The 24792-nt window shown below is 54.9% G+C and carries 22 protein-coding genes; 7 read left to right on the top strand and 15 right to left on the bottom strand.

Translation table 11 applies throughout. The features are described 5' to 3' along the window. Positions 1-20 precede the first annotated feature (20 nt). From PYL13_RS19935 to phnD, 4 genes are read right to left on the bottom strand one after another with little or no spacing between them, the layout of a single operon-like run. Positions 21-1160 carry an ABC transporter substrate-binding protein gene (locus PYL13_RS19935; RefSeq protein ID WP_250985086.1) on the bottom strand — a complete coding sequence of 380 codons (1140 nt, stop codon included), beginning with the start codon at positions 1158-1160 and terminating at the stop codon, positions 21-23. A gap of 35 nt (positions 1161-1195) precedes the next feature. After that, on the bottom strand, positions 1196-2296 hold the full coding sequence (locus PYL13_RS19930; protein WP_275642083.1) for an ABC transporter ATP-binding protein: 1101 nt from the start codon (positions 2294-2296) through the stop codon (positions 1196-1198). Further along, complete coding sequence (locus tag PYL13_RS19925) at positions 2296-4134, bottom strand: ABC transporter permease (RefSeq protein WP_275642082.1); 1839 nt, start codon at positions 4132-4134, stop codon at positions 2296-2298. The genes PYL13_RS19930 and PYL13_RS19925 overlap by 1 nt, the downstream gene beginning before the upstream one ends. A gap of 39 nt (positions 4135-4173) precedes the next feature. Next, positions 4174-5136 (bottom strand): phosphate/phosphite/phosphonate ABC transporter substrate-binding protein, encoded by a 963-nt coding sequence (gene phnD, locus PYL13_RS19920; RefSeq protein ID WP_275642081.1) that lies wholly within the window; start codon positions 5134-5136, stop codon positions 4174-4176. A gap of 97 nt (positions 5137-5233) precedes the next feature. Between phnD and PYL13_RS19915 the strand changes: the two genes are divergently transcribed. The 3 genes from PYL13_RS19915 to PYL13_RS19905 are packed head-to-tail and all read left to right on the top strand — an operon-like array spanning position 5234 to position 8287. Beyond that, positions 5234-5914, top strand: coding sequence for a response regulator transcription factor (locus tag PYL13_RS19915; protein ID WP_275642080.1), 681 nt, complete (start codon positions 5234-5236; stop codon positions 5912-5914). Further along, positions 5914-7311 carry a sensor histidine kinase gene (locus PYL13_RS19910; RefSeq protein ID WP_275642079.1) on the top strand — a complete coding sequence of 466 codons (1398 nt, stop codon included), beginning with the start codon at positions 5914-5916 and terminating at the stop codon, positions 7309-7311. Before PYL13_RS19915 ends, PYL13_RS19910 begins: the two co-directional genes overlap by 1 nt. After that, complete coding sequence (locus tag PYL13_RS19905; RefSeq protein ID WP_275642078.1) at positions 7304-8287, top strand: ABC transporter substrate-binding protein; 984 nt, start codon at positions 7304-7306, stop codon at positions 8285-8287. Before PYL13_RS19910 ends, PYL13_RS19905 begins: the two co-directional genes overlap by 8 nt. Before the next feature lie 8 nt (positions 8288-8295). On the opposite strand, the gene PYL13_RS19900 is transcribed toward PYL13_RS19905, so the two are convergent. Genes PYL13_RS19900 through PYL13_RS19875 form a run of 6 tightly spaced genes read right to left on the bottom strand, consistent with a single transcriptional unit; the run spans position 8296 to position 14920 of the window. Then, complete coding sequence (locus tag PYL13_RS19900) at positions 8296-8634, bottom strand: slr1659 superfamily regulator (RefSeq protein ID WP_259147327.1); 339 nt, start codon at positions 8632-8634, stop codon at positions 8296-8298. A gap of 7 nt (positions 8635-8641) precedes the next feature. After that, a complete protein-coding gene (locus tag PYL13_RS19895; protein ID WP_275642077.1) occupies positions 8642-9202 on the bottom strand; it encodes a slr1658 superfamily regulator in 561 nt (186 codons plus the stop codon). 3 nt (positions 9203-9205) lie between these two features. After that, entirely contained in the window at positions 9206-11560 is a 2355-nt protein-coding gene (locus PYL13_RS19890; protein ID WP_275642076.1) for a SpoIIE family protein phosphatase, read from the bottom strand. Beyond that, positions 11560-12732 carry a class I SAM-dependent methyltransferase gene (locus tag PYL13_RS19885; protein WP_275642075.1) on the bottom strand — a complete coding sequence of 391 codons (1173 nt, stop codon included), beginning with the start codon at positions 12730-12732 and terminating at the stop codon, positions 11560-11562. Before PYL13_RS19885 ends, PYL13_RS19890 begins: the two co-directional genes overlap by 1 nt. Continuing rightward, positions 12732-13205 (bottom strand): hypothetical protein, encoded by a 474-nt coding sequence (locus PYL13_RS19880; RefSeq protein WP_275642074.1) that lies wholly within the window; start codon positions 13203-13205, stop codon positions 12732-12734. The genes PYL13_RS19885 and PYL13_RS19880 overlap by 1 nt, the downstream gene beginning before the upstream one ends. A gap of 41 nt (positions 13206-13246) precedes the next feature. After that, entirely contained in the window at positions 13247-14920 is a 1674-nt protein-coding gene (locus PYL13_RS19875) for a putative bifunctional diguanylate cyclase/phosphodiesterase (protein ID WP_275642073.1), read from the bottom strand. A gap of 371 nt (positions 14921-15291) precedes the next feature. On the opposite strand from PYL13_RS19875, the gene PYL13_RS19870 reads away from it, so the two are divergent. Next, positions 15292-16188 carry a DMT family transporter gene (locus PYL13_RS19870; RefSeq protein ID WP_250985098.1) on the top strand — a complete coding sequence of 299 codons (897 nt, stop codon included), beginning with the start codon at positions 15292-15294 and terminating at the stop codon, positions 16186-16188. A 109-nt stretch (positions 16189-16297) separates the two neighbouring features. On the opposite strand, the gene PYL13_RS19865 is transcribed toward PYL13_RS19870, so the two are convergent. Then, positions 16298-18562, bottom strand: coding sequence for a methyl-accepting chemotaxis protein (locus PYL13_RS19865; RefSeq protein WP_275642072.1), 2265 nt, complete (start codon positions 18560-18562; stop codon positions 16298-16300). Between the two features lie 186 nt (positions 18563-18748). Beyond that, positions 18749-19264: an NUDIX hydrolase gene (locus PYL13_RS19860; protein WP_192488928.1), complete on the bottom strand. Its 516-nt coding sequence runs from the start codon at positions 19262-19264 to the stop codon at positions 18749-18751. 108 nt (positions 19265-19372) lie between these two features. Between PYL13_RS19860 and PYL13_RS19855 the strand changes: the two genes are divergently transcribed. Together PYL13_RS19855 and PYL13_RS19850 are read left to right on the top strand one after the other, a co-directional pair. Next, positions 19373-20017, top strand: a complete 645-nt coding sequence (locus PYL13_RS19855) for a DUF47 domain-containing protein (RefSeq protein WP_192488927.1) — start codon at positions 19373-19375, stop codon at positions 20015-20017. Then, on the top strand, positions 20017-21021 hold the full coding sequence (locus tag PYL13_RS19850; protein ID WP_192488926.1) for an inorganic phosphate transporter: 1005 nt from the start codon (positions 20017-20019) through the stop codon (positions 21019-21021). The genes PYL13_RS19855 and PYL13_RS19850 overlap by 1 nt, the downstream gene beginning before the upstream one ends. Before the next feature lie 67 nt (positions 21022-21088). Here the strand turns inward: PYL13_RS19850 and PYL13_RS19845 are convergent, their stop codons facing one another. Continuing rightward, positions 21089-21970, bottom strand: a complete 882-nt coding sequence (locus PYL13_RS19845; protein ID WP_275642071.1) for a DMT family transporter — start codon at positions 21968-21970, stop codon at positions 21089-21091. Between the two features lie 232 nt (positions 21971-22202). Next, positions 22203-22934 (bottom strand): prolyl oligopeptidase family serine peptidase, encoded by a 732-nt coding sequence (locus PYL13_RS19840; RefSeq protein ID WP_275642070.1) that lies wholly within the window; start codon positions 22932-22934, stop codon positions 22203-22205. Between the two features lie 430 nt (positions 22935-23364). Between PYL13_RS19840 and PYL13_RS19835 the strand changes: the two genes are divergently transcribed. Next, positions 23365-23592 carry a hypothetical protein gene (locus PYL13_RS19835; protein WP_250985102.1) on the top strand — a complete coding sequence of 76 codons (228 nt, stop codon included), beginning with the start codon at positions 23365-23367 and terminating at the stop codon, positions 23590-23592. Between the two features lie 92 nt (positions 23593-23684). Here PYL13_RS19835 and PYL13_RS19830 read toward each other — a convergent pair whose 3' ends face one another. Then, a complete protein-coding gene (locus tag PYL13_RS19830; RefSeq protein WP_275642069.1) occupies positions 23685-24731 on the bottom strand; it encodes a GlxA family transcriptional regulator in 1047 nt (348 codons plus the stop codon). Positions 24732-24792: the final 61 nt, after the last annotated feature.

The following is a 24792-nucleotide window of genomic DNA, read 5'->3' as shown; positions in this document are numbered from 1 at the left end:
TGGCGTGGGGCACTGTGTTGTTATCGGGAATTGCTCAGCCAGAAGTCCTGCCAATCCTGCAGCTTGGCAAAGTCGTCCGGGGTGGTCTCCGAGTGGTTGACGTAGAGTAGGTCAACGAAGTTCGCGATGCCGGAGACTTCGCTTTCAGGCATCTTGGCCTCTGTGTTGGTGGAGATCTTTCCGTCACCGAGCTGCGGCGCCATGCCCTCTTCAGTCATCATGAACCGCGCGAAAAGCTTGGCAGTGTTCGGGCTTTTGGTTCCCGCGGCGATGACAGCAACGCGCGGCGTAAGCTGGCCGATCCAAGGCTTCATCTCCTTGCAGATGCCCATGCCATAACCGTCTTTCTTCGCATCACGGAAGATGGCGGCGCTGAGGAAACCAACAGGTGGCTTCTCTTCCTTGGCACCAACGATCGGGCCAACATCCGTATCGGTCTTGGTGACCTTCGGTTTGTTCTGGGCAAGGCGTTTGACCCACTCGGCCGTTGCGCTTGCCTCATCGGTCTTCAGGTCTTCACCAAACTGCGCCTTGTAGGCTTCGCGCATCGCGTCGTCGCCATGGGTGGCCAGCTGGTTGAACCAGAACATCGTTTCATTGCGAAGCAATGGATCCGGAATGGCGACGCGGCCCTTCCATTCCTCTGTGGTCAAGGCCCACAGATTGTTAACCGGGCAGGTCTCACCGTTGACGTCGGTGTTGTAGGCAAAGACCCAAGGGTTGTTGCTGGTGATTGCCGGGCTCTGATATTCAGCCGGGATCTTACCCTTAAGATCGGGTGCCAACCAAGAAACACCGAAACCCTGCGGCAGGATCTGGCTTGCCACCGATGGCAAGTTGCTCATGTTGAAGACGTCAGTGCGGACGTTGCCAGCGGCGGCTTCGCGAGCGATAACCTGCTCCTGTTCCTGTCCGCTCATCTTAACGCCGGTTGCCTTCAGACCATAGGTCTTCGAAAAATTCTCGGCCATCGACACGATCTTGCCGGTGGCGTCGATGACGGTGATCGGCTCTTCTTTTTTGGCGGCCTCAATCAGCGCTTCCAGCGAATACTCGCTGTCGGGAATACCGATTTCCTTGACGTCCTGTGCCTGGGCGCTGGAAAGGCCCATTGCCAGAACGGAAATGCCAGCCAGCATGTAGATTGATGTTTTAGGCATAGTTTTCCTCCACTGCCTTTGATTTCGCATCCCCGTTATCGGGCGATACGTTTCTTCTCCTGGTCGAACAGATGCAGGTGCTGTCGTTCGACCCAGAAATGAATGCTCTCGCCTGCGGCGATGTGCGGGTTTTCGGTTGCTATGGCGAAGAAGCTGGCTCCTTCGACGTCGAGTTCGACGATCCAGCTGCCGCCCGTCGGAACGACGTCAACGACGGTGCCTTGTCCGGCCGCGCAGCGGCTGGCCTCTTCATCAGACAGGGCGCCCACACGTGTGGCTTCCGGTCTGATACCGGCCGAAGCGACGGCCACACTGTCGATGCCGAAATGCGAGAGAACGCCGTTCAGCCAGACATGCAGCGGGCCGGTCTGACCCTCGGCTCGTTCAATGATGTTGATGGGAAGGCTGCCGACGAATTCGGCGACAAAGCGGTTGGCAGGACGCTCATAAATATCGTCAGGCGTGCCGATCTGCTGCAACTCTCCCTCACTCATGACAGCGATGGTGGTGGCGAGTGTCATTGCTTCCCACTGGTCATGGGTAACAAACACGATGGTTGAACCGGCTTCCGCGTGGATTCGCTTGAGCTCCGCACGCATTTCCAGACGCAGCTTGGCATCAAGGTTTGACAGCGGCTCGTCGAGCAGAATGATCGAAGGCTTCAACGCCAGCATGCGGGCCAGGGCAACGCGTTGTTGCTGACCGCCTGAAAGCTGTGCCGGGTACCGATCCGCATATCGTGCGATGCCCAGTTTCGTCATAACCTGGTCAACGATGGCGTTGCGTTCGGCGGTCGGTATCGACCTTAATGTCAGGCCGAAGGCGACGTTGTCGCGGATCGTCATGTGCGGCCACAGGGCGTAGTTCTGGAAGACCAGTCCCATATTGCGTTTTTCCGGAACGGTGAAAACGCCGTCACCAACGGAGACGATAGGTTTGCCATCCACGAGAATGCGACCGTCGGTGGGATGTTCAAGGCCTGCGATCATGCGCAGTGTCGTGGTTTTTCCGCAACCGGACGGGCCGAGCAGGCACAGGAACTCGGATGCACCGATTTCCATGTTGAGATTGCCGATCGCGGCAGGCCCGCTGCGACCATAGTTTTTACGAATGTTTTCTAGGGTAATGCTGGACATTATTTGCTTCCCATGCCGTCTGAGAGATTGGCCTTGCCGATTTTCTGGACGAGCATCGTGCCGGTGAATGCGACGATGCAGAGCATCACAACCACTGCATTGGCAGCCTGGCTGTAGCCGTAGTCGACGAGGCGGATTGCGTAGGTCGTGAGCAGGTCTGTGCCTGGAACGGCAAGCACCACGACAAGACTGAGGCCCTTGATGCCGGATATAAAAGGCAGAAGGATTGCCGACACCAATGCGCCGCGCTGGATTGGTAGTACGATAGAGCGCATGCGGCGGAACCAGCCAGCACCGACAATCTGCCCGGCTTCCTCGGGTTCCTTGCCAAGCTGCATCATTGACGAGATGCCGGCGCGCGACGCGAATGGCATTTGGTCTGCGAGAATGGCGAGAACAAGGATGATCGGTGTGCCGTAAAGTGCCGGCAGTGGTGGACGGGCAACGGCAAACATCGAGAGATAAGCCGCCGCGAACGCGATGCCGGGCACCAGATAAGGCAGGAAGGTAATCTGCCGTAGCGCCACTGATACGAAGGGCACCGGTGAGCGAACCACGGCGTAACCGACCAGCAAGCCAAGCAGGCCCGCGCCAGTGGCGGCAAGGCCGACCATCCAGACAGTGTTCCACAGCGCCAGCCAGAATTCACCGGTCAGCAATATACCCTGATGCAGCGCGGTCGTGCCGAGATTGGTGCCAATCCAGTAATCGAGCGTGAAGTTATCAAGGCTGAACGAACCCGGCACGCGCATGACAGTCGTCAGCGTCAGCGCGATAAGCGGAATGGCTGCGCTGATGGCGAATACCGTGAATGCCCAGGTGAGTGCCGGAATTTGCCATTTGCCCAGCGGCGTCTGACGGACCATCGAGCCTTTCGAGCCAATGGTCACGAAACGTTTGGCTTCTTTCAAAAGCCGCATGTCGATGACGATGGAAATAGCTCCTAAAAGTACGATCATGCCGGCAAGCACGGCAGATGCACCGGCCTGGCTGGTGGAGATGGCGCGAAACAGCGAGGTTGCGAGCACATCGAAACCAACTGGGACACCGAGCACATAGGCAACGCCGAAATCACCGAGACATTTTGCGAAAATCAAAGTTGTTGCCGAGACCAGCGATGGCATCATCAGCGGTAGGATAATGCGGCGTGCGACAACGGTAGGGCTCGCACCGAGGCTGCGCGCGGAATCTTCCAGCTGTGTATCAAACTGCTTGAGCGCATTGCCAAACAGCAGAATGACGAAGGGTGCGTAATGGAGCGCCAGAATGAGTGAAATTGGCAGCGCACCATAGGCAAGCCAATCCGGCGGTGTGAATCCAAGTGTCTCCATCCATCCGGGTTGACCACCGGTCGTGCGGTTCTTGAAAAGCGTCAGCCAGGCAAGTGCGAATGTCCAAGATGGCAACATGTAAGGCACGAGCAACGCGGTGGAGAACCACTTCTTGCACATCAAATCCGTTCGGCTCAGCAGCCAGCCAATCGGGGCACCCACCAGAAATGCGATGATGATGGCTGCAGCCGAAATGATGGCGGTGTGGGCAAGTGGCCACCAGAAGAGATCCCGCGAAATTGGCGAAAGAAGCACGCGGTTCAGGTAGTAGAGCGTCAAATCGCCCAGTTCTTGCCGGGTGCGTGCGAGATCGGCGAAATGCACCGTCACCGCATCGACCAACAGCAGCAGGACCGGGGCGAGGATAAGATAACCGAAGACGACCAGCAGCAAAAGCGCCAGCAAAAGCGTCGGGTCTGCGCTGTTGACGCGCAACAGATAAAAAAGCCTTTTCCAGGCCGGTTGAGGGCGCAAAGGGTCCTCCGGCAAAGTTGTTTGCAGGGTCATGGGATCACTTTCTGGGGTTTGAACGGGGTTGTTCCGACGTCAGTCCGGCAAGGTGCCCACCGCGTCGGTCACCGCACGGACGGCTCGCCACGCCTCGTCATATCGAACTGGCAAGAACTGCTCGTCACCGTTGAAGGCGGCAGTCATTTCCGGCGGAAAACGGAATGAAAAGAAACATGCCTTCAGCTTGTCCGCGAGCATGGGATCAAGATCATGAGCATGGGTAAAGGCGGCTGTTGGAAACAGCGGGCTTTGATGGATGACCCGAATGGCCGCCTTATCAATTGCCCCGCGTTCCACCAGGCGCTGCAGGACGTCGGAGGCGACCGCTGCCATATCATAATCACCTGACAGCACGCCCATTACCGATTTGTCGTGAGCGCCGGACATGATCGGCCGATAGTCGGTATCCGGTACGAGACCTTCGGCGGGAAATAGTGCGCGGGGTGCAAGATTGCCGGAATTGGAGGCGACAGCGACATGGGCGACACGTTTGCCCTTCAGGTCGGCAAGGTGTTGGTAAGGGGAATCTGCGCGTACGATAGCGACGAGATGATAACCGCGCACTTCGCCATTTTGTCCTTTGGCGGCAAAGGGCACTGCACCGGCCATATTGACGGCCTCAACTGTCGGGCCGGTGGAGAAGCCAGCAAAATGCAGGCGGCCAGACCGCATCGCGGCAATTTCCGCCGAGACGGATTGCACAGGGTAATAGACGATTTGCCGGTCAAGACAGGTGGAAAGGTGTTTTGTGAACGGGCGGAACAACCGCGCATAAACGGCGGGATCCTCGATCGGTGCGAAGGCCCAGACAAGTGTATCGGGATTGCGCAATTTCGACGGGTCGGTCGGAAGGTCAGCAACGAGGTCACCATCGGCGTCGCAATAGGCCTGATCAAGCGCTGCGCGCTGATCGCACGGGGCTGCGCTTGCAACCGCACTATCGGTCAACATCAAAGCAATCAGCATGCAGCCTGCCGCAAGGGCGCCGTGGTAATTCATTTTCTCCTCCCGAAGGATTTTACCGTCTCGCGTCGACAAAACCCTTGCTATAGGATGACAGCTATACCGAATTTCCTGTCAGAGTCCTGTCAACCTCATGCGCATCCTTCTCATAGAAGATTCCGTCGACATTGCCGAAGCGATTGAATCCAAGCTGATGCGGGCTGGACACCATGTAACGTGGGCGCAAGACGGTATATCTGGCGAGGAGTTAGCGATCCATGGCGAATTTGATGTTGTGGTGCTTGATATCAACTTGCCGGGGCGGAGCGGTTTTGAGGTCATGGCGCATATGCGCGACGGGAATTCACCGACCCCGGTGCTCGTGATTACGGCCAGAAACCAGCTGGATGACAAGATCAGCCTGCTTGATCTTGGCGCCGATGACTACATTGTCAAACCGTTTGACCTCGGTGAACTTGAGGCGCGGTTGAGGGCGGTCACGCGCCGCCACAAGGGGCTTGCCAAATCGGTAATCCGCATTGGCGGGCTGGAGATTGATCTGAATTCGCGGGCCGCCAGCGTGGATGGAAGCCCGCTGGAACTCGGGCGTCGCGAATTCGAATTTCTCGAAGTGCTCGCCACACAAGCTGGCAATACGGTCAGCAAGGACAAGCTTTATCTGAAACTGTTCGGGCATGATGATGTTGGCACACCCAATGCCGTTGAGCTGCTGGTGTCGCGTGTGCGTAAAAAGCTTGAAGCCGTTGATGTCGAGATCGTCACCCATCGTGGTGCGGGTTACATGCTGCGCAGCAAGACCGATGCGGTAAGCTGATGGCGCGATTGTCGATCGAGCGCCGTTTGCTTATCACAACTGTCTGTCTGTTCGTGGTGATTGGCAGTGTGCTTGCCCTGACGGTCCGCACCTATGCGCGGCGTGCAGCAGACGAGGCGTTTGACCGTGTGTTGACGGCCTCCGCACTTGCCATTGCCGATACTGTTGGTATCGAGGAAGGCGCCGTTACGGTCGATATTCCCTATTCCGCCTTTGCTATCCTCGGGACCTCGCGTCTCAATCGGGTGTTCTATCGGGTCACAGCGCCCGACGGCAGTCTGGTGACCGGCTCCCCTATTCTCGGCCTCGACATACCACTTGCCAATGAAGAGACCCTGCACCTGCATGATGCGGTCTATCGCGGCGATGCAGTGCGTATCGCTTCTGTGCAACGTTACCGCGCTGACACGGTGACGGGAACGGGCGGCTGGATCGGCGTGATGGTGGCTGAAACCCGCGAGGCGCGACGGGAACTGGCCGGGCAATTGACCTTCAACGGCATGTTGCCAGCTGTCACCATTGCGCTGTTGGCCGGTGGTCTGATCCTCGTTTCGGTCCGGTCGGCTTTTTCGCCGCTTCGTCTTATCGAAAGTAATCTGCGGGCACGGCGTCCGTCCGATCTGAGCCGGATTGACCGGGAAGTTCCGGTGGAAGTGTCCGCGCTGGTGTCTGCATTGAATGAGTTTATGGACCGCTTGGGCTCGGTTCTGGATGGAGTAAAACGCGTCACTGCGGATGCTGCGCATCAGTTGCGAACGCCACTGGCCGCCATTCAGGCACAGGCCGAGGTAGGGCTAGAAGAAGCGGAAGACCCGCAAACGCGTCGCCGTCTGTCGCGTATCCATCACAATGCGCGTGAAGCTGGGCTGCTGGCGAACATGTTGCTTTCCGAAGCAACAACACTGCACCGATTGGAAACGCAGGAACGCGAGATCGTCGATTTCGGCGACGCCATCAGGAATGCCTTGCAAATGCTGCGGGCAGAGAGCGCCTATACCAGCCAGATGCTCTGCCTCACGCTCACGACGCATGATGCTCCGGTCCCGGTTGAGGCAGAACCGGTCGTGTTGCGTGAGATGGTTCGGAACGTGATCGAAAACGCCTTCATTCACGCGGCTGGTCCAACGACGGTGCAATTGGAGGCGGTGGATGGTTCGGCGACCTTAAAGGTTATGGACCGTGGGCCGGGTATACCGGATGCGGAAAAGGGCAAGATTTTCCAGCGGTTTGTTCGCGGTGGTGCGCGACAGCCAGGGTCAGGCCTTGGCCTTGCCATTGCAAAGGATGTGGTCGTGGCCTTCGGCGGACGTATTTCCGTTGCGGACCGTGTCGGTGGTGGTCTTGTCGTCGAGGTCGTGCTGCCAATGATTGCTGGAGGGCAGGACAAAGATGTCTAACGTTGTTCGTCGCGCGCTGTTTTGCCTGTTGTTGATTGGCAGTCTTGTGCCAATGACCGTGCAGGCACACGACAGAGCGGTCCGCATTGCCGGTGTCGTGTCTGAAGAACGGATTGCGCCTTTGATTGCAGTGATCGAGAGCCGCTTGCCGGGAACGCAGCTATCTTACGTCAGGCTTTCCTCTGCGCAGATTGCTGCCGAAGCAAAACGTGCCAACCCGCCATTTGACATTGCTCTGTTCTCTTCGCCGGATATTGCCGTTTCCGTCGCTAATGAGGGTTACGCAGCCGATAACGGCGCGGCTGTCATCGCTGCCGAAGAAAAATGGCGTCATGAAGTTTTTGGTTTCTGGTCAGACCCCGCCGTGATGGTGTTGAGGCAGGACGCCTTTGCGGATCGACTGCCGCGAACCCGTATCGAGCTGGTACGTGCCCTCGAACAGAACAGCGAGCAGTTCTCACGCCGTGTCGGCATCGTCAATATCGGGATAGATGATGTAAGTTACCTGCTGGCTTCGCAGGATTCCATCCGCACTTCGCTCTATTGGCGATTGATGCGCTCTTTCGGCGTTGCCAAGGCGCGAATTTACGACACGACAGACGATTTGCTGGAGGCGTTGCGGGCCGGTGAGATTGATGTTTTGTACAATGTGCCGCTGTCTACCCTATCAGCCAATGGTGCCTTGCCAGCGGGTGTCACGGTTGCCGTACCGCAAGACTACGTGCTTGCGGTGCCGTGGACTGTGCTAATGCCAAAGGGTGCAACAAACCTTCGCGATGCACGCGCTGCCCTGCAAGTGCTTCACTCGGTTGACGCGAAGCCCGCTCTTGCCGAAGCCGGTTTCAGCTATCCCATCGATTTTACGTCGTTCGACAGTCTGCAGGGGATCGAGCTTGGGCCTGAACTTCTGGTGTTTCGCGATACGATCAAACGCAGCAAGTTTCTCGACATCTGGTTTCAGATGGTTGTGAATTGACTGCTTTTTCAGGCCAGCTGCAAATCAAGCTGTGGGTAAAGTTTTTTGAGGTTTGGCAGGGATTTCGATTGCCAGGGATATTGCGACGTCCCCTTGATCAAAAGCTGCGTGTCCGATTGCTTGCGTGCTTCGATCGTCAGCTTCGCCAGCAGGTTGATGCCGGATGAGTTCAGGAACTCCAGGCCGGTCAGATCAAAGATCACCCGATCGCGATTTTCGTGAAGCGCAGTCAGGGCAAGAGAGTAGATTGGCGCATAGGCATCCGGTCCAGCCAGCCGCAAAACTCCATCAAAATAAACGCAATCGTTTTCGGTCCATATCCGAAAATTCTCGTCTCTGATTTCCATCTGCTATTCACCTGTTGGAGGTCAGTGGCAACGCAAGCGAAGCTGTTGTTGTCAGTCTAACGCGATCGTCATTGGAAGTCTCAAACTCCCATGACATGCGCGCATCATAATCGGCCAAAAGCGTTAGCAAGCCCAATCCCGAACCTCCGGTGTCGGATACGGCATTGGCTTCAATTTGCCGGATAAGCAGTTCGCCCGGGTCAACTGATAACATGTTTATCAGTATTTCCTGAAATTTACCTGATGTTTCGGCATTGATCTTATTGCAAACCCGCATCAGAAACGTGCCGTCGACAACACAGGCTTCGATGACGATCTTGCCGGGCTGCCTAAATTTTACTGCGTTTTCGATCAGTTCATTGCTCAGATATCCAATGTTGTGACGAATATTCGTGTGCAGCGCTCGTGAGCCGAAAAAAGGCAGTGCCATCGCCTCGGCGATAAAATCGGATGTGAGCCCCGAGTGCCGCCAACCAAGTTCAAGCGGACCGTCAACCAGCGTCAGGCGGGCCCCTTGTGAGAAGCTTGCTTCAGTAAGATTGTAAACCCCAAGGACGTTTCTGGACATAGCTTACCTGTGCCGCAATACGAGAAGGGTGATGTCGTCGTGAACCTTGTGTGGACCGATGTAGTCCATAAGCTTGGCGATGATGCCGGCGGCGATACGGTCAGCACTTTGCCGGTGTAATTTCACCGCTTCGTCGCAAAGACGGTCTATGCCGAAAAGCTCTCCGCTAACGTTTTCCGCTTCGGTCACACCGTCCGTGTGCAGAACGATGATATCGTCTTTTGCCAGACTGATCTTGCGCGTTCCAACAAAAGGCGAAATGTCGGACTCCAACCCAATTGGAAGGCCGAGATCCATGGTTTCAATTCGTTCCAGCGCACCATTGGCACGCACGACAATGACCTCCTCATGCTGTCCGGAAATCAGCATGTCGTGCCCGTCATAGTCAAGGAAGGCCAGCGTCAGATGTTTGTCGATCCGGGTTCTGATGATATTCTTGAACAGTGCGCTGTTCAGATCAACCAAAAACTTCACCGGATCGGTCGTGCCTGCTTCATGCAGCGCTCTGGCAACAGATTGCACCATCAGCATCAGGACACCGCTTTCAAGGCCGTGCCCGGTGACATCACCGATACCAATCTTGAACCGCCCATTCGCTTCCAGAACGTCATAGTAGTCACCGCCCACCTCGTCAGCGGCGCTCATAAAGGCAGCGATCTCCAGATCCTTGGATGAGGCGAGTTCGGAGGCAAGCGGCAGAACCATCATCTGGATTCTTTCGGCAACTGCGAGTTCCGTGCCTAAGCGCCGATTTTCTTTTTCTAGCTGGGCGTTAAGCACCGAAATCTCTTCTTTTGCCTCTTCGATTTCGGCGGTTCGCTCCTCAACCAGCTGTTCGAGATTTTCGGTGTGATAACTGATCTGCTGCGCCATTCGATTGAAGGCTTCACTGGCCTGCCCCACCTCGTCGCGGCTGGTGACCGGCACACGCACCGAGTAATCCTGCGTCTGGATCCGGCGTGCGGCACTGGCAAGCGCACTGACGCCGCCGGTAATGCGTTTCGACACGGCCAGAACGGCCAATGTCACGATTATCAATGACAGGAGGATGGCGAGGATCTGATAGATGATGATGCGGTTGGTCGCGTCGGAAATCTTCGATTGAGCCGCGAAAAGGGAAGCATATATTTCCCGCTCAGGTACAACGATGCCAAGCGACATAGCATCTTTGCGGACATGGCCCGGCTCCCAGAGGTTGCTGGGTGGTAGGTTTTTCATGATCACCATATAGGGCACCGGCTCGCCGTCCTGATCCAGTGTAAGGTGCCTTATGTCCTCACCGGGATTGTTGGCCAATTCCGTTATGGCAGGTTGCGAGCTGCCTTTCAGTGAGCGTTCGAGACCGGTCACACCGGTTCCCTTGGTGTCGCTGGCCGAACGGAGGCCAATCGTCTGTTCACCGTCCTTGCTGATCGCGATGACGTTGCCATCGGACATCGACAAAAATCCAAAGCCGGTTTCGGCAACTTTCACATTTTCGACGATCTCGGCAAGCTGATCGAGGGTGATGTCGGCACCAGCCGTTCCGGCAACGTTTTTCCTGTCAGTGCTCCATAGCGGATGAAAAAAGCTGACAATCTGTTTGCCAGTTATAGCATCGGTATACGGGGCTGTTCGGGTGATGTCATCGGGACCGGTATGTGCCCTCAACTCCGCGTCCCAACCCTGCCAGGACTCATAGAGGCCGGGGAAAAAGAAGTCCCAGAAATTGGCGGTGTTGTGCCCGGGATAAAGCCGGTCAAAAGTCTGCGCCTGATCGGTATAGGGTGCGGTCCTAAAGATCGGCCGTTCCTTTGGACCGATAAAATACATTTGAAGTTTGGAAGAGCCGTTTTTCAGAAGACTGGGTGCTACGAGATCAAGAACGGCGCTTGTCTGAATCTCGTCCTGTACATCAGCTCGCGGTGAACGGTCTTCATTTAGCAGGTAACCCCAGGCGCTGACGACAGATGGTGCACCCGGCGCATTCTGTGCCCACTGACCAGCGGGGTCGTAGGTAAGCTGAACGCTAGCCGGCGAGGTTCCGGAAATTGCAGAGCCGATATTTTTCTGCCGTTGTGGATTGTCGATCTGTTCCTGCAACACGCCGGCAAGGACACTGACATCATTGTTGACTTGACCGAGAAGCAGCGAGACCTGGGCCGCTGTAGAATTGGCATAGGTACGGATATAGTCCTGGCTCGCCTGCTCAAGACCATGGCCGACCTCTTCGGTTGCGTCACGCGACAGGCGCTGCACATTCCATAAAGCCAACCCACCACTGATCAGCAAGTCAATGAGAACAGCGCTGCCGACGACAATAATGAACTTGGCCCGAAATGAGCCCCAAGGGCGGATTGTGGTCAAGGTTTTGGGCATCAGTATGGTTTCCGTCCGGATGCAGCCCAGATTGGCCATCCCGCATATCCCTTGGGGTGTAGGGCGGCGAGCACATGATCCTTGAACCCTTGCCGGAACCGGCGGATGAAGTCGGGAGGATCACCGCGACGCACGGCCATCTGTCCGGCATAAACATCTTCCCACGCTTCAATTACATCGGCGAAATCTCTTGGGTCCCCATCGAGGTTTGTTACCATGAAGGATTCTACCTTGATGTCGTCAAAACCGGCATCGTTGAGAAGACGACGGCTTTTTGGTCCCATTTCCACATCCATGTCGAAATGGCTGAACAGTTTCGCCACCTGCTCATAGGTCCAGCGGATCGATTCCGAATGGGGTTCACCGAGGCAATGGGAGTTTTTTTCGTTGGTGATGTAAACTCGGCCGCCCGGTTTGCAAATCCGAAACAACTCGCGCAGAAGGATGTCCGGCCGGTCAAAGATCTGCAGAGAGTGGCGGCAGGTGACAAAATCAAACTGATTGTCGGCCAACAACATCTGTGCGGCATCTCCATAGGTGTATTCGATTGAGGTCAGACCGAATTCTGCGGCGACACGCCTGGCGTAGTCGAGGCTTCTTTTCGAGTGATCCAGCGCAACCAGACGTGCCGGTTCGAATTGACGTTTGATCAAGGTCGCGAAGTCACCGATACCGCAGCATATGTCGGCGATGCTCAGCCCATTTCGCATACCATGCCGCGGCAGAATTTCGCGTTCGTGTCGCCAGGTCATTTTGGTCTGTGTTCGGAGAATAGGAATGAAGCTCTCGTCCTCGACGAAGGTTTGCCCGGGATAAAAGGCTGAATCGTAAATCTCGACCGACAGGTTATTTTGGCGGGAGGCAAGCGTTTGGAAAAGAGGTGCGGACCACGCAATGACACTCGATGCAACAACGATGATGTTGCGCTGGGTATTTGTCTTGCAGGCCTCTGTTAGTACCTGCTCAAGACAACGAAACGCGGTCATGTTCAAATGTGTGACCCGTTTTATGTTGAGATAGATGACATTGCCGCTGCTATTGAGACTGCGCCTGATCAGATCAAGAACACCAGCCATCTCGTCAGGGGACGAAGGACGTATCCTGCCGCTCAGCACGATTTCCTGGTTGATATCGTCGAATTCAGCGGAAAATGATGGCGAGAACGGGCTCATTATGCGCCCTCCTGCAGCATGAAATCTGCAGTCAGGATTACGCGATCGCCGGCATCTGTCTCAGCTTGGACATTGACCTTGATGGCATCAGCAAGAACCAGCAGATCGTGGTCTGGATGATATTCATCTCTCGGCCCTGATCGATCAGGGTTTTGCCAGCGCAGCAGGGCCTTTCTGTCCGGGGTAAAGCCCACACAGACGCGAACACATGCGTCACCCCTCAGAAGATTAAAATCAATATTGCCGACAGGTTTCGCAGAACGAAAAGCCAATTCCACAATCTCGTTGATAAGCATAGAACTGAAGTTGGCGTAGCGAGACGGGTCCTCGTGCGACTGGGCAACAATGTCGGCGAGATATTCGGAGATTGTGTCACATAGGCGAAACTCCGACGTGAAAAGGCTGACGTCTAGCGCCAATGCTGCCATGTCCTGAAACGTTTCCGGGTTGGGACTGGCATATGGTCCGGTCATGATCACCTCCAAACACTTCAGGTAAGATGTCGAGATATTGCTTACAGACGGGTATATTTGTCAGGAGTAATCGATCGTCGGGGGACTGTCTCCGGCAGTGACACTGAACCGGCCATAAAACTATTTATCGCCGATGGTGGCATCGGCTTGCTGATGGCATAACCCTGCAGACGGTCACATCCAAGACCACGCAGCCAGGTAACCTGTTCGGTGGTTTCAACGCCTTCCGCCGCAACCTCCATGCCCAGATCGTGAGCGAGCACTATCACAGATCGAACAATGGCCTGGCTTTTGGCATTTGTTTCCAGGTCGGACACAAAATACTTGTCGATTTTCAGCGTATCGAAGGGAAAGTTCTTCAAGTAACTCAACGACGAGTACTGTGTTCCGAAATCGTCCAACGCAATTCGGATGCCGAGCACACTCAGAGTATTGAGTGTGTCGAGATTGTTGACGGTGCGTTCCAGCAGCACACCCTCGGTAATCTCCAGTTCAAGACGGTCGGAAGCAAGGCCCACGGTATCGAGTATCTGTGAAATCCGGTCGGTCAACCCGCTGACCAGAAACTCGGCTGGCGAAAGGTTCACGGCAACGATGTAGTCGGCAGGCCAGTTCAAGGCTTCGCGGCAAGCATTCTCCAGAACCCATTGTCCTATCTCACTCATCAGGCCGTCTGTTTCTGCCATCGGAATGAAGACGGCAGGCGGAATCTCGCCTAACAGCGGGTGTTGCCACCGCAGCAAAGCTTCAAAGCCGAATATCCTGTTGCCTTCGGCAATCGGCTGGTACTCAATGGAAAACTGGTCTTTTTCCAAGGCTATACGTAGGCTTCTCCGCAGCAGTTCGCGCTGTTCGATGATTTGCAGCATCGCGACATCAAAGGCGCTGGCGCGGCCGCGACCTTCCTTTTTGGCCGCATAAAGCGCGATATCGGAGGCCTTCATCAGTGTCTCGGGATCGCTGCCATCACCCGGCGCAATCGAAATGCCAACGCTGAGGCCTACGAATACCGAAATTCCATCGATTGTGAAGGATCGCTTGAAGGCGTGAACCAGGGCATCCCCCAATTCACTGGTGCGTTGGCGCTGGTCCTGACCGGAGGTGATGACGGCAAACTCATCCCCTGCCAAACGGTATGCGGACTCCTTGCCGACAAGACATTCCTTGATCCTGTCAGCAGCCAGTTGCAGCAGCTTGTCGCCAGCGGGATGCCCCAGCGTGTCGTTGACAGGTTTAAAGTCATCAAGGTCAAGCTGCATCAGTGAAACACTGTTGCCATCAGACGAAATGGCGGTGAGTGCCGCCGATAAATCTCGCGCGAACTGGCGCCGGTTCGGCAGTCCGGTCAGCGGGTCATGGGTTGCCTGATAGAGCAGGGCCATGCGTTCAGTTTCATCTGCCGTTCGATGGGTCTGGACGACGCCGTAAAAATCACCGATCGCGTGGATTGCAAGTTCGCGAAATGCGCCAGCCCCGAGGTCACGGCTGAGACGCAGTGGTTGATCCGGTGTCGCACCAAAGTGGCTCAAGACGCTCGTCCTGTCCAACTCTGGATAGATCTCCCAAAGGGATAAATCGCTTTCACGCGAAACGGAGGTTTGCACAGTTGCCGTGACATCAACGAGTTTGAACTGACGATCGAAGATCGTCAACTTGTCAGCACAATCACTGGTGCCGCCGGAAGACCGTTGCCAACTCGATTGCGCTTTGCTCATCTCTGAGAGATTCTCCCTCATCACAGGCTGCTAGAAGCTCTTTTCTTGGCTCAATATTAAGGCATATTAGCGTCGACTACTTAAAAGTCGATCAATAAAGTTGGTCGCATCAGAGATTTGCTTTTCCAAGCCATTCGGCCAAAGTGTCTGCATATCCATATGATAGTGCTTGCGATTTGAAATTAGAACGCCGCAATTCTTGGTCTCGTCAATCGACGTGTCAGGCGCAGGACGACAAAGGTTGTTTGCACAATCAAATCTCACCGGCTCCTGCAAGTTGCTTTTGCAGTTGCAACAAAGCGCGCCACACTCTAACGCCTTGTACCACAACATCGGGCGGATAGCGTCACGATCGTAAAAGCATTGAGATAATGACCGCAGCTCCCGACAGCAGAACTCTTCTTGGAATTGCCCTTGCATCTGGCGGCTACGCCTGTTTTGCCTTACAGGACGCGCTGGTTAAATGGCTGGTGGATACCTATGAAGTGCCGCAAATCCTGTTCATGCGAAGTCTGGTCATCGTATTGATCACCGGCACGCTTGCAGCGCAATTTCGCCACCCGTCGATATTCAAGAGTAAATATCGTGGGACGCTGGTGCTTCGCGCGGCTTTGATGTTGTTTGCCTGGTTGCTTTTTTATAATTCCGCCAAGGTCATGGGGCTGGCGGAGCTGACGACGCTCTATTTTTCCGCGCCAATCATGGTTGTGTTCCTGTCGATCCCGATCTTGAAGGAAAAGGTAGGTATTGGTCGCTGGATTGCCTGTTTTGGCGGGTTTGCCGGCATGGTGATCGCGGCAAATCCGACCCATTCACCCCACGTCATTCCGGCGCTGATGTGTATCCTTGCTGGTTTTTTCTGGGCTTGCAGCACCATTCTCATTCGCCTTGTCAGCAAGACGGAAACGACGCTCACCCAGATGTGGGCGACAAGCCTGCTGTTCGGTCTTGCTTGCGCCGTGACATTTCCGTGGATCTGGAAAACGCCTGACATGCTCGGTTGGTCCTTGATGATCGGTCTGGGTCTTGTCGCGACAATAGGTCAATACCTGCTTTACGAAGGGTTCCGCCATGCGCCGGCGTCTGCCTTGGCGCCGGTGGAGTATACCGGTCTCATCTGGGCTTTCGTGTACGGCTATCTGATCTGGGCCGAAATCCCCGCGACCAATGTTTTTGTCGGTGCCTTTGTAATCGTTGCCTCAAGCCTTGTTCTTGTCGCATGGGAGCGGCGGTCCATTCGTCTGGCAGAAGGTCGCGCTGCTGTCTAATTGCGGAGCCCGTATCTCGCGATCAGCATACCCGTGGTGTCCGGATATGAATAAGGCGGGAATGATCTCCATTCCCGCCTTTGCTTGTTCAACGTTTTAAACCTTCAGATCAGAACTCTTCCCAACTGTCGGTCGCTGCCGCCGTTGCCGCACCAGAACGACCACTGAAGGCCTGGGCAATCTTGCCAACCATACCACGCGCAGGCGACGGGGCAGGGGTTGAACGCGGCGAGGCAGCCATCACGCCTGCCGTCTTGCGAAGGGCTGCGGTCTGGTTCGTTGCGCCACCAACGCCACCATGTCCAAGCTGGAACTGGCTGATCAATTCGCGAAGACGACCGGCTTCGGTGGCAAGCGTAGCACCGGCGGCATTGGCTTCTTCCACCATTGCTGCGTTCTGCTGCGTTACCTGGTCCATTTGGTTGACGGCTGTGTTGACTTCCGCCAGTCCAACAGACTGTTCGCGCGACGATGTCGCAATCGAATCCATATGCTGATTGATGGTGACGATGTAGGATTCAATGGTGCGAAGGGCTTCTCCGGTCTCACTGACCAGTTTGACACCGCTGCCAACTTCGACAGACGACTTGCTGATCAGTTCCTTGATTTCCTTGGCAGCCTGCGCTGAGCGCTGGGCCAGTTCCCGCACTTCCTGTGCAACGACCGCAAAGCCCTTGCCAGCCTCGCCTGCTCGAGCGGCTTCAACGCCGGCATTCAGGGCGAGAAGGTTGGTCTGGAAGGCAATTTCATCGATCACACCGATGATACTGGAAATCTGGCCGGAGGACTCCTCGATCCGTCCCATCGCCTGTACGGCGTTGGCAACAACGGCCCCGGAAAGGCGTGCGCTCTCGTTTGCCTGGATCGCGACCGTACGAGCCTCTTCGGCGCGTTTGGAAGAGTTGGTGACATTGACCGTGATTTGGTCGAGCGCCGCTGCGGTCTCTTCCAGTGATGCCGCCTGCTGTTCAGTCCGCTTCGACAGGTCGTCGGCACTCTGGCTGATTTCGCGCGAGCCGCTATCGATAGAGCTGGTCGAGTGCGCAACAGATTGAAGCGTGTTGCGCAGCTGTTCGGCCGTTGCGTTGAAGTCTGCACGCAGGTTTTCGAAGTCTGCCGCAAACGGACGATCAAGCTGATAGGTCAGGTCGCCGGATGACAGATGTTTAAGACCGGCAGCAAGGCCGTTGGTGGCTTCAGCCATGGCCTCGGCGCGTTGACGCTCTTCCTCGCCATTTTTGCGGCGCTGCTCTTCGGTCAGATTGCGCTGCTCGTCGGCCTGACGTTCAAGTTCCTGTGTCTTGAGGGCATTGTCCTTGAAGACCTGAACAGCGCGCGCCATGGCACCGGTCTCGTCAGAGCGGCCTTCGCCTTCGATGGTAACCGAGAGATCGCCAGCCGCAAGACGTGACATGGTCCCAGTCAGGCGACCGATTGCATCACCAAGTGATTTTGCAAACATAAAGAACGCCGCAAGCGCAAGCAGCGACGTCAAAATGGTCACTCCGATCATGGTCCACAATGCGGTGCGGGCCTGCGCCAGCATATCCGTTGCATCGGTGCCAATTTCAAAGACGCCGATCTTTTCCCCAGAGAAGGAATTGAATGGTACTGCCTTGACCAGTATGTCGCGACCGTCGAGCACCAACGGTTCGAAGATGGCTTTACCATCAAAAGCAGCCTGCACCGTTTCCATAGGCAGAAGTGTCTTACCGTCTTCGGTCGATGACTGGTTGACCAGCTTGCCTTCGGACATGACGTTGACGGCGATCTCTGCGCCCAGTCTTTGGGCAAGCGGTGTGAAATAGGCGTTGGAAAGTTCGGTTCCGATATCGACGACACCGACAACCTTGCCGTCCACTAGAACGGGTGCAACGGCATAAATGCCAATGCCGGTACGACCGGGCTCGATACCGGCGGAAACCTTGCCGGTCGAGATTGTCGAGGCGACCGTCTTGCGGCGGTTCAGATAGTTGTCACCGAATTTTTCAGGCGCGTGGGCACGCGCAATGACGTTACCCTTGGCGTCGGCAACGGTAAAGTTCTGCAACCCGCCGACCTGTGCGATTTCTTTGATGTTCTTGGAAAATTTGTCCAGAAGTTGCTGGCGGTCATTTGCCTGAACCAGGCCTGCAATATCAGGTTCACCCGCAAAGGCCAAAGCCATCGCCGAAGCAGAGCGTTGAATGGCTGCCATATCGGTCTGGATAACCTGAAGATCACTTGCTGCCTTGCTATCAAGCGCCTTGTCATTCATATCCGCCTGACGATACCAGGCCAGTCCACCGATGGCAGCACTGGCAAAAAGCACAGCGGCAAAGCCGTAGCCCGTGATTTTGATCCAAAGTGGTTTTGTTACGGCTTTCGCATTCATTTCGGTCCCCCTCCGCGAAATATCTCTCCTCGGGACTATGTGCCTAAAGCTTCAATTTTTAATAAAAATCGTGATGATTTATTACTATTTATTTTCGATGCCGCTTGGCATTTCGGGGAGGTGTGGGGGTGTTTTGCTTCGTCAGCTAAGTTTCGATTTCAGCCGCGTCTGCCTGCACTTTCACTGTTACTTTCCTTTTGGCCGAAATTCGACCAGCAGCGACTTGAGCTCTACTTCACGAACACGGCGCGCGGCTTCGTCGGGAGAAAACCATGCGACCTCGCGCTGCCCTCGTTCCTTGAAGTCGGCGACGGCATCGGTGGCCTCGACTTGAAAAACCTCAACCACGCAGGGTGCGACATCGCCGTCATCCAGCCATTTGAGGTATGTGTATCGACCAACCGGTTTCTTTCTGGCACGGCCACGAATGCCCGCTTCTTCCCAGGCCTCGATTTCTGCAGCCTGATAGGGCTTTTTCTTTTTCATCGGCCAGCCCTTGGGAATGACCCATCGCCCCGTGCCTCTCGTTGTGACCAGCAGGATCTGAATGTCATCTTGCTCGGCTAACCGCCGAAAACACAACGCGCCATATTGCGTTCGAAACCCGCCAGTGAACAGCTTGTCCGGCATCGATGCTAATTGTTGCAGCAAACTGCTTGATTTGGGAGGCGACCTCTTACGGTCCGGTTTTGGGGCTTTCATCCAAAGATAAATCGCTGATTTTTAGCCAAGCTTCAATCGTCCAGTTGCATTTATGACAGTTTTATGACAGCGCAACAGCGATCAGCCTGAAGGCAAGGAATAGAAGTCATGATGAGTATCTTCCGGAAAATGATGCCGCGCGAAGACAAGTTCTTCGATATGTTCAATGAACATGCGCGAACGGTCGTGGAGGCTGCAGAAGCCTTGCGGAATCTTCTGAATGGCATAGACCTTGAAGCTAATTGCGAACGTATCGTTGAGCTTGAAGATCGCGCCGACAATATCACCCGTGACGTTCTCCTTGCGGTTCGTCGCAGCTTCATCACACCCTTTGACCGTGGTGACATTAAGGATCTCATCCAGTCGATGGATGACGCGATCGACATGATGCACAAAACGGTAAAGACCATCCGCCTGTTTGAGCAGAGAAGCTTCGATCCGCTGATGCGCCAGATGGGTGAAGAGATTGTGCGGGCTGCACATCTTGTCGCAGCGGCCATTCCACTTCTCGACAAGGTTGGCGCCAATGCCCAGCGACTCAGCGCAATTGCCGAGGACGTTACCCGTGTCGAAGGTCGTTCGGATGACCTGCACGATCAGGGTCTGAAAGACCTGTTCCTGCGCCACGGCGCGACTGGCAACGCGATGGCCTACATGATTGGCAGCGAAATCTATGGCGAACTGGAAAAGGTTGTCGACAGGTTCGAAGATGTCGCCAATGAAGTCAGCGGCATTGTGATTGAGAACGTCTGATGGACGCGACACTCGCTTTTCCGCTTTTGGCGGCCCTGATCGGCATCGCGCTGTTTTTCGACTTTCTCAACGGGCTGCATGACGCGGCCAATTCGATCGCAACGATCGTCTCGACGCGCGTTTTGCGCCCGCAATATGCGGTAGCCTGGGCTGCATTTTTCAACTTCATTGCCTTTCTGTTCTTTGGCCTGCATGTGGCTGAAACACTTGGAACCGGTATCATCGACCCCGGTATCGTGTCGCCTGCGGTGATCTTCGCCGCATTGATCGGGGCGATCGTCTGGAACATCATTACCTGGATTTTTGGCATTCCATCCAGCTCGTCGCACGCTCTGGTCGGTGGCTTGATCGGTGCTGGCATTGCCAAGGTCGGCGTTTCCTCAATCGTCTGGAGCGGCTTCCTGAAAACCGCTGGCGCGATTTTTATGTCACCGGCAATCGGCTTCTTTCTCGCGCTGGTTCTGGTGCTGGCTGTCTCCTGGATCTTCGTGCGCCAGACGCCCTTTGCGGTTGATCGTACGTTCCGCATCATGCAGTTCATTTCGGCATCGCTTTATTCACTTGGTCATGGCGGTAACGATGCTCAAAAGACCATGGGTATCATCGCGGTCCTATTGTTCAGCCAAGGTTATCTCGGCTCTGAGTTTTACGTTCCATTTTGGGTCGTGATTACCTGCCAGTCGGCGATGGCGCTCGGCACATTGTTTGGTGGCTGGCGCATCGTTCACACTATGGGATCGAAGATCACTCGTCTTAACCCAATGCAGGGTTTCTGCGCCGAAACCGGCGGCGCATTGACACTGTTTGCAGCGACGTGGCTTGGCATTCCAGTTTCGACCACTCACACGATCACAGGTGCGATTATCGGTGTTGGTGCAGCCCGTCGTATGTCGGCGGTGCGCTGGGGATTGGCGGGCAATATCGTCATTGCTTGGATTGTTACCATGCCGGCCGCGGCGCTGATTTCCTACGCGACCTTCAAGCTGGTTTCGCTGTTTGGATAAAATAACGGCTCCGGCTTGATTGTTAGCCGGAGTTTCCTCTTGTCAGCGGCTCATCTGACCTGATGGTTCAGATGATCTCCGTGATGACCTTGGAGCGGCGATATTCTCGCCAGACCGTGAACAGGCCGGCGCCCACCACAATCAATGCGCCGATTACCATGTTCAATGTGATGGTTTCACCAAAGAATAGGGTTGCAACTGCGACGCTGAGCACCAGCTGGAAATAAGTCAGCGGCTGCACCTCGACCGCCGTCAGCAGTGAATACGCCTTGATCAGGAAATAGTGGCTTATCGCACCGCAGATGCAGAGAGCGGCCATCGGCAGCCAGTCGCTTGGCGCAATGGGTGTCCAGTAGAAGGGACCAATGATGGAGGCCGCGATCGCGCCCACAACGCCCGCATAAAAAACGCTCGTGGTGGCGCTGTCGTGATGCCCGACGGCACGGGTTGCGACGTTGTAGAGTGCGTACATCAGGCTGGCGCCGAGCGGAATAAGCAGTCGAACGTCGAAATCGACATTCACAGGGTTGAGGATAACGAGAACTCCGATCAGACCGACAAGAACGGCCAAACCTCTTTTCCAGCCAACCTGCTCACCAAGCAGCGGAATGGATAGAACCGTGACGATGAGGGGAGTGGACTGCATGATTGCCTGGCTCATGGCGAGGCCTGCAGTCGTAAAGGCAATAACAACCACAACCACTTCGCTAACCAGCAGCAAACCACGAATGATCTGCAGAAACGGCCGTTTGGTGGTGAGCGATGCCCGCAGGCCACCAGGTGCAGCGGCCGCCAGAATTGTCACAAAAACGGCGAATGCCCAGAACCGGATCATGGTCACCATGATTGGCGGGTATTTTTCTCCAAGCAGCTTCGAAAAAGCATCCTGACCGGCGAATATCGTAACGGCGAGCAATACGTAGACGTAGCCCGATGCTTTACTGTTCATTTCTGCTGCCTTGAGCCTGTTCTCGTGGTGGAAAGCATATCTTCTATACCCGAAAACAAGACATTGCTTGAAAATTATGATGGCAAATGTTGGCACCCTGCAAGAAGAGGAGTTTTGGTTTTGCCTGATACTATACCGTTGGTACGCAGGCTGATTTTGTGCAGATTTCAGGCGTCAATTCAGACACAGAAACGCCCGGACAACCAACGGCTGATCCGGGCGCTTAAAGTGGTTATTGTGGGGTGGTTTGCAGCCGTTGTTTCAAAAGCCAGTCCCATAGTTCGGGATCGTTCAGGGCAGCCAGCTCAACGCCTGAGTGATCGACACCTTCAAACACCGTCAGTTTGGCGTCCCGTTTCAAAGTCTTGAGACGTTCATACAGGATGACGGAATCCGACAAAGGGATCACGTCGTCATTGGCGCCATGAAAGACCCAGAATGTCGCTTTTTCGTTGGTTCTGTTGAGGTAGTGGCGATTGCCGCCGCCCGCTATCGGCGCAAACGCAGCAAAGGTTTCAGGATATTGCTCAGCCAAGGCCCAGGCTCCAAAGCCGCCACGGCTATACCCTACAACATAGATACGGGATGGATCGACACGGTGTTTTGCAATAACTTCATCAAGCGCTGATTTTACTTTCTCGATAGGGTAAAGCAGCTCCTCACTCGGGTTTTGAGGTGAAAAAACCAGAAACGGAAACTGCTTGCCATCTGCGATCAGCTTCGGAAGCCCGCTCGATTTGACTTTTTCAATATCGCTGCCGCCTTGGTCGCCGCCGTGAAGCCAGACAACGAGAGGATATGTTTCGCTTGAGGTTTCATAACCCTCCGGCGTGTAAATCAGATAATTGAGGTCATTCTTGACAGTTGCCGTTGATGTCATGGCAACCTGATCGGCCAGTGCTGCTCCGAACGTGCTTGCTGTCAGTGCTGCGCACAAAACAGCAGACAAAAAGCCCTTTTTCATCCGTGTATCTCCTCTTTAACGGTTTCGGGGTTCGTCATGGTCATGCCCCACGTCTGACAAAGCAAGTTTCATGGCCAATGAAGGGTGATGACAGTTTGAGGCACCAACGTCTCAAAGCGTAGCGAAGTTGCAGATAAGGGCGCGAAACACATATTATCGTTGTTGCCCACTCTTCACTATTTTGCGTCCAAGGCGCCAATTTGGGAACCTGATAAGGCTTCAGCCGTTTTCTTTTACACATCGCGCGGCACGCTCTCGACATGGACTTCCCCGGCGTTTTGACCGGATAGCGACTGTCAGGCGTGCCGCAACTATTCCCGACATTATTGATAATTTGGCTGGGACTTGAGCGAATACATTTGCCATCGGCTGTCTTGAATTATCAAACCTGACTCCCACATCGCTTTCCGTCGTGGAGGTCACATTCGTAATGCCATCTTTTTTTGAAACCACCTTTGGACCTATTGAACTAAAAATTATTGATACTGCTTTACATGAGTGGCGCAGCCATCACGCGCTAAAAAAAGATGATCCGGATGTCAGCATTGCAGCTGAGATTTGCATCAATCTTTTCCGGGAAGGCCACAGAACTGTGCCAGATCTGCAGGATGCCATGGCCCGCCATAAGGCTCTCAATGATATGACAGCCCGCCACTAAAGCATCTATTTCAGGCGGTTTTTCCGTCCTGAGTAAAACGTTGTGTCGCAAGTCAGAACATCGAAATTGTCTTATTGGGACATGTGTAAGTGTTAGGTTTGCGGCACCAAAACGCTGACAGCAAACTCCCCGGTCGGCGCGCCCTGTCTCAGATGGCTTTTTCTAAATTCGCTTGGGCTCATTCCACGTTCGGCCCGCAAAAGCCTAGTCAGGTGTGGGGCATCGCAAAAACCACTCGCCAACGCAATTTGCGTGACGGTTTCTTCTGTGGTGCGAAGCAACGAGAGCGCTCTCTCAACGCGAATTTCCAGATAAATCTTTGATGGCGTAGCGCCCAGATCACTCAAAAACCGCCGTTCCAGACTACGCCGTCCAACGCCCAGATCCTCGGCGATCTCCGCGACTGTCTTTGGGGTCTCGATATTTTGCTGCATGCGAAGGATGGACTTTTTGACAAGCGGATCATTGGCCCGCCTTGAGCTTTGTTGCCCAGGTTGAGGTTTTTCACCGCTCAGTGCGTTGTCGATCATCATGATGTTGAGGCTTTTGATCGCCGCCGACTGACCGATATGCCGCTCGACCAAAAAGGCTGCCAGATGCGCAGCACTGTGACCGCCGGAACAAGTCAGGCGGCTGCGATCCACCACAAAGATCTGATCTGCAACCAGTTGTTCGGTATCGAAGCGGTCCAGAAAATCCTGATGGTGAAACCAGCTTACACAGCAGCGATAACCATCCAGTAGACCTGCCTCATGCAAGATAAAGACACCAGTACACAAACCAACAACAGGGAGGCCGGTTGTTGCTCGCGACTGGAGAAAACGCAGCGTTTCCGGATCCAACGCACTTTGGTCACCAATCAACCCGCCCACGACGACGATATAATCATAGTCTTTCGCCTGGGTGAGACGGGTATCGGGCTGCACCTTTACGCCGCAACTTGACCGCACGCTGTCCATGGTCGCCGACAGCACCGACCATTCGCACAATATAGGCCGGGAACGGTCTGCCTCATCGGCCGCCAAGCGCAAAACATCCACAAAATTTGCGAATGCCGACAGCGTAAAGCGGTCGGCAAGCAGGAAGGCGACGCTGAGACGTTTCTTGGGGCGTTGTAGGGTCATGGCGCAAATATTCATGCAAAGGGACGCAATTGTCCAGCTTGGTCCAAATAAATCTCCGTAGATTTTCCATCACGAG

It is taken from the genome of Agrobacterium sp. Azo12 (genome assembly GCF_029193765.2).
Lineage (GTDB): Bacteria > Pseudomonadota > Alphaproteobacteria > Rhizobiales > Rhizobiaceae > Agrobacterium.
Note: the sequence above shows the minus strand (reverse complement) of the source record. Positions and strands in the feature narration are given on the sequence as shown.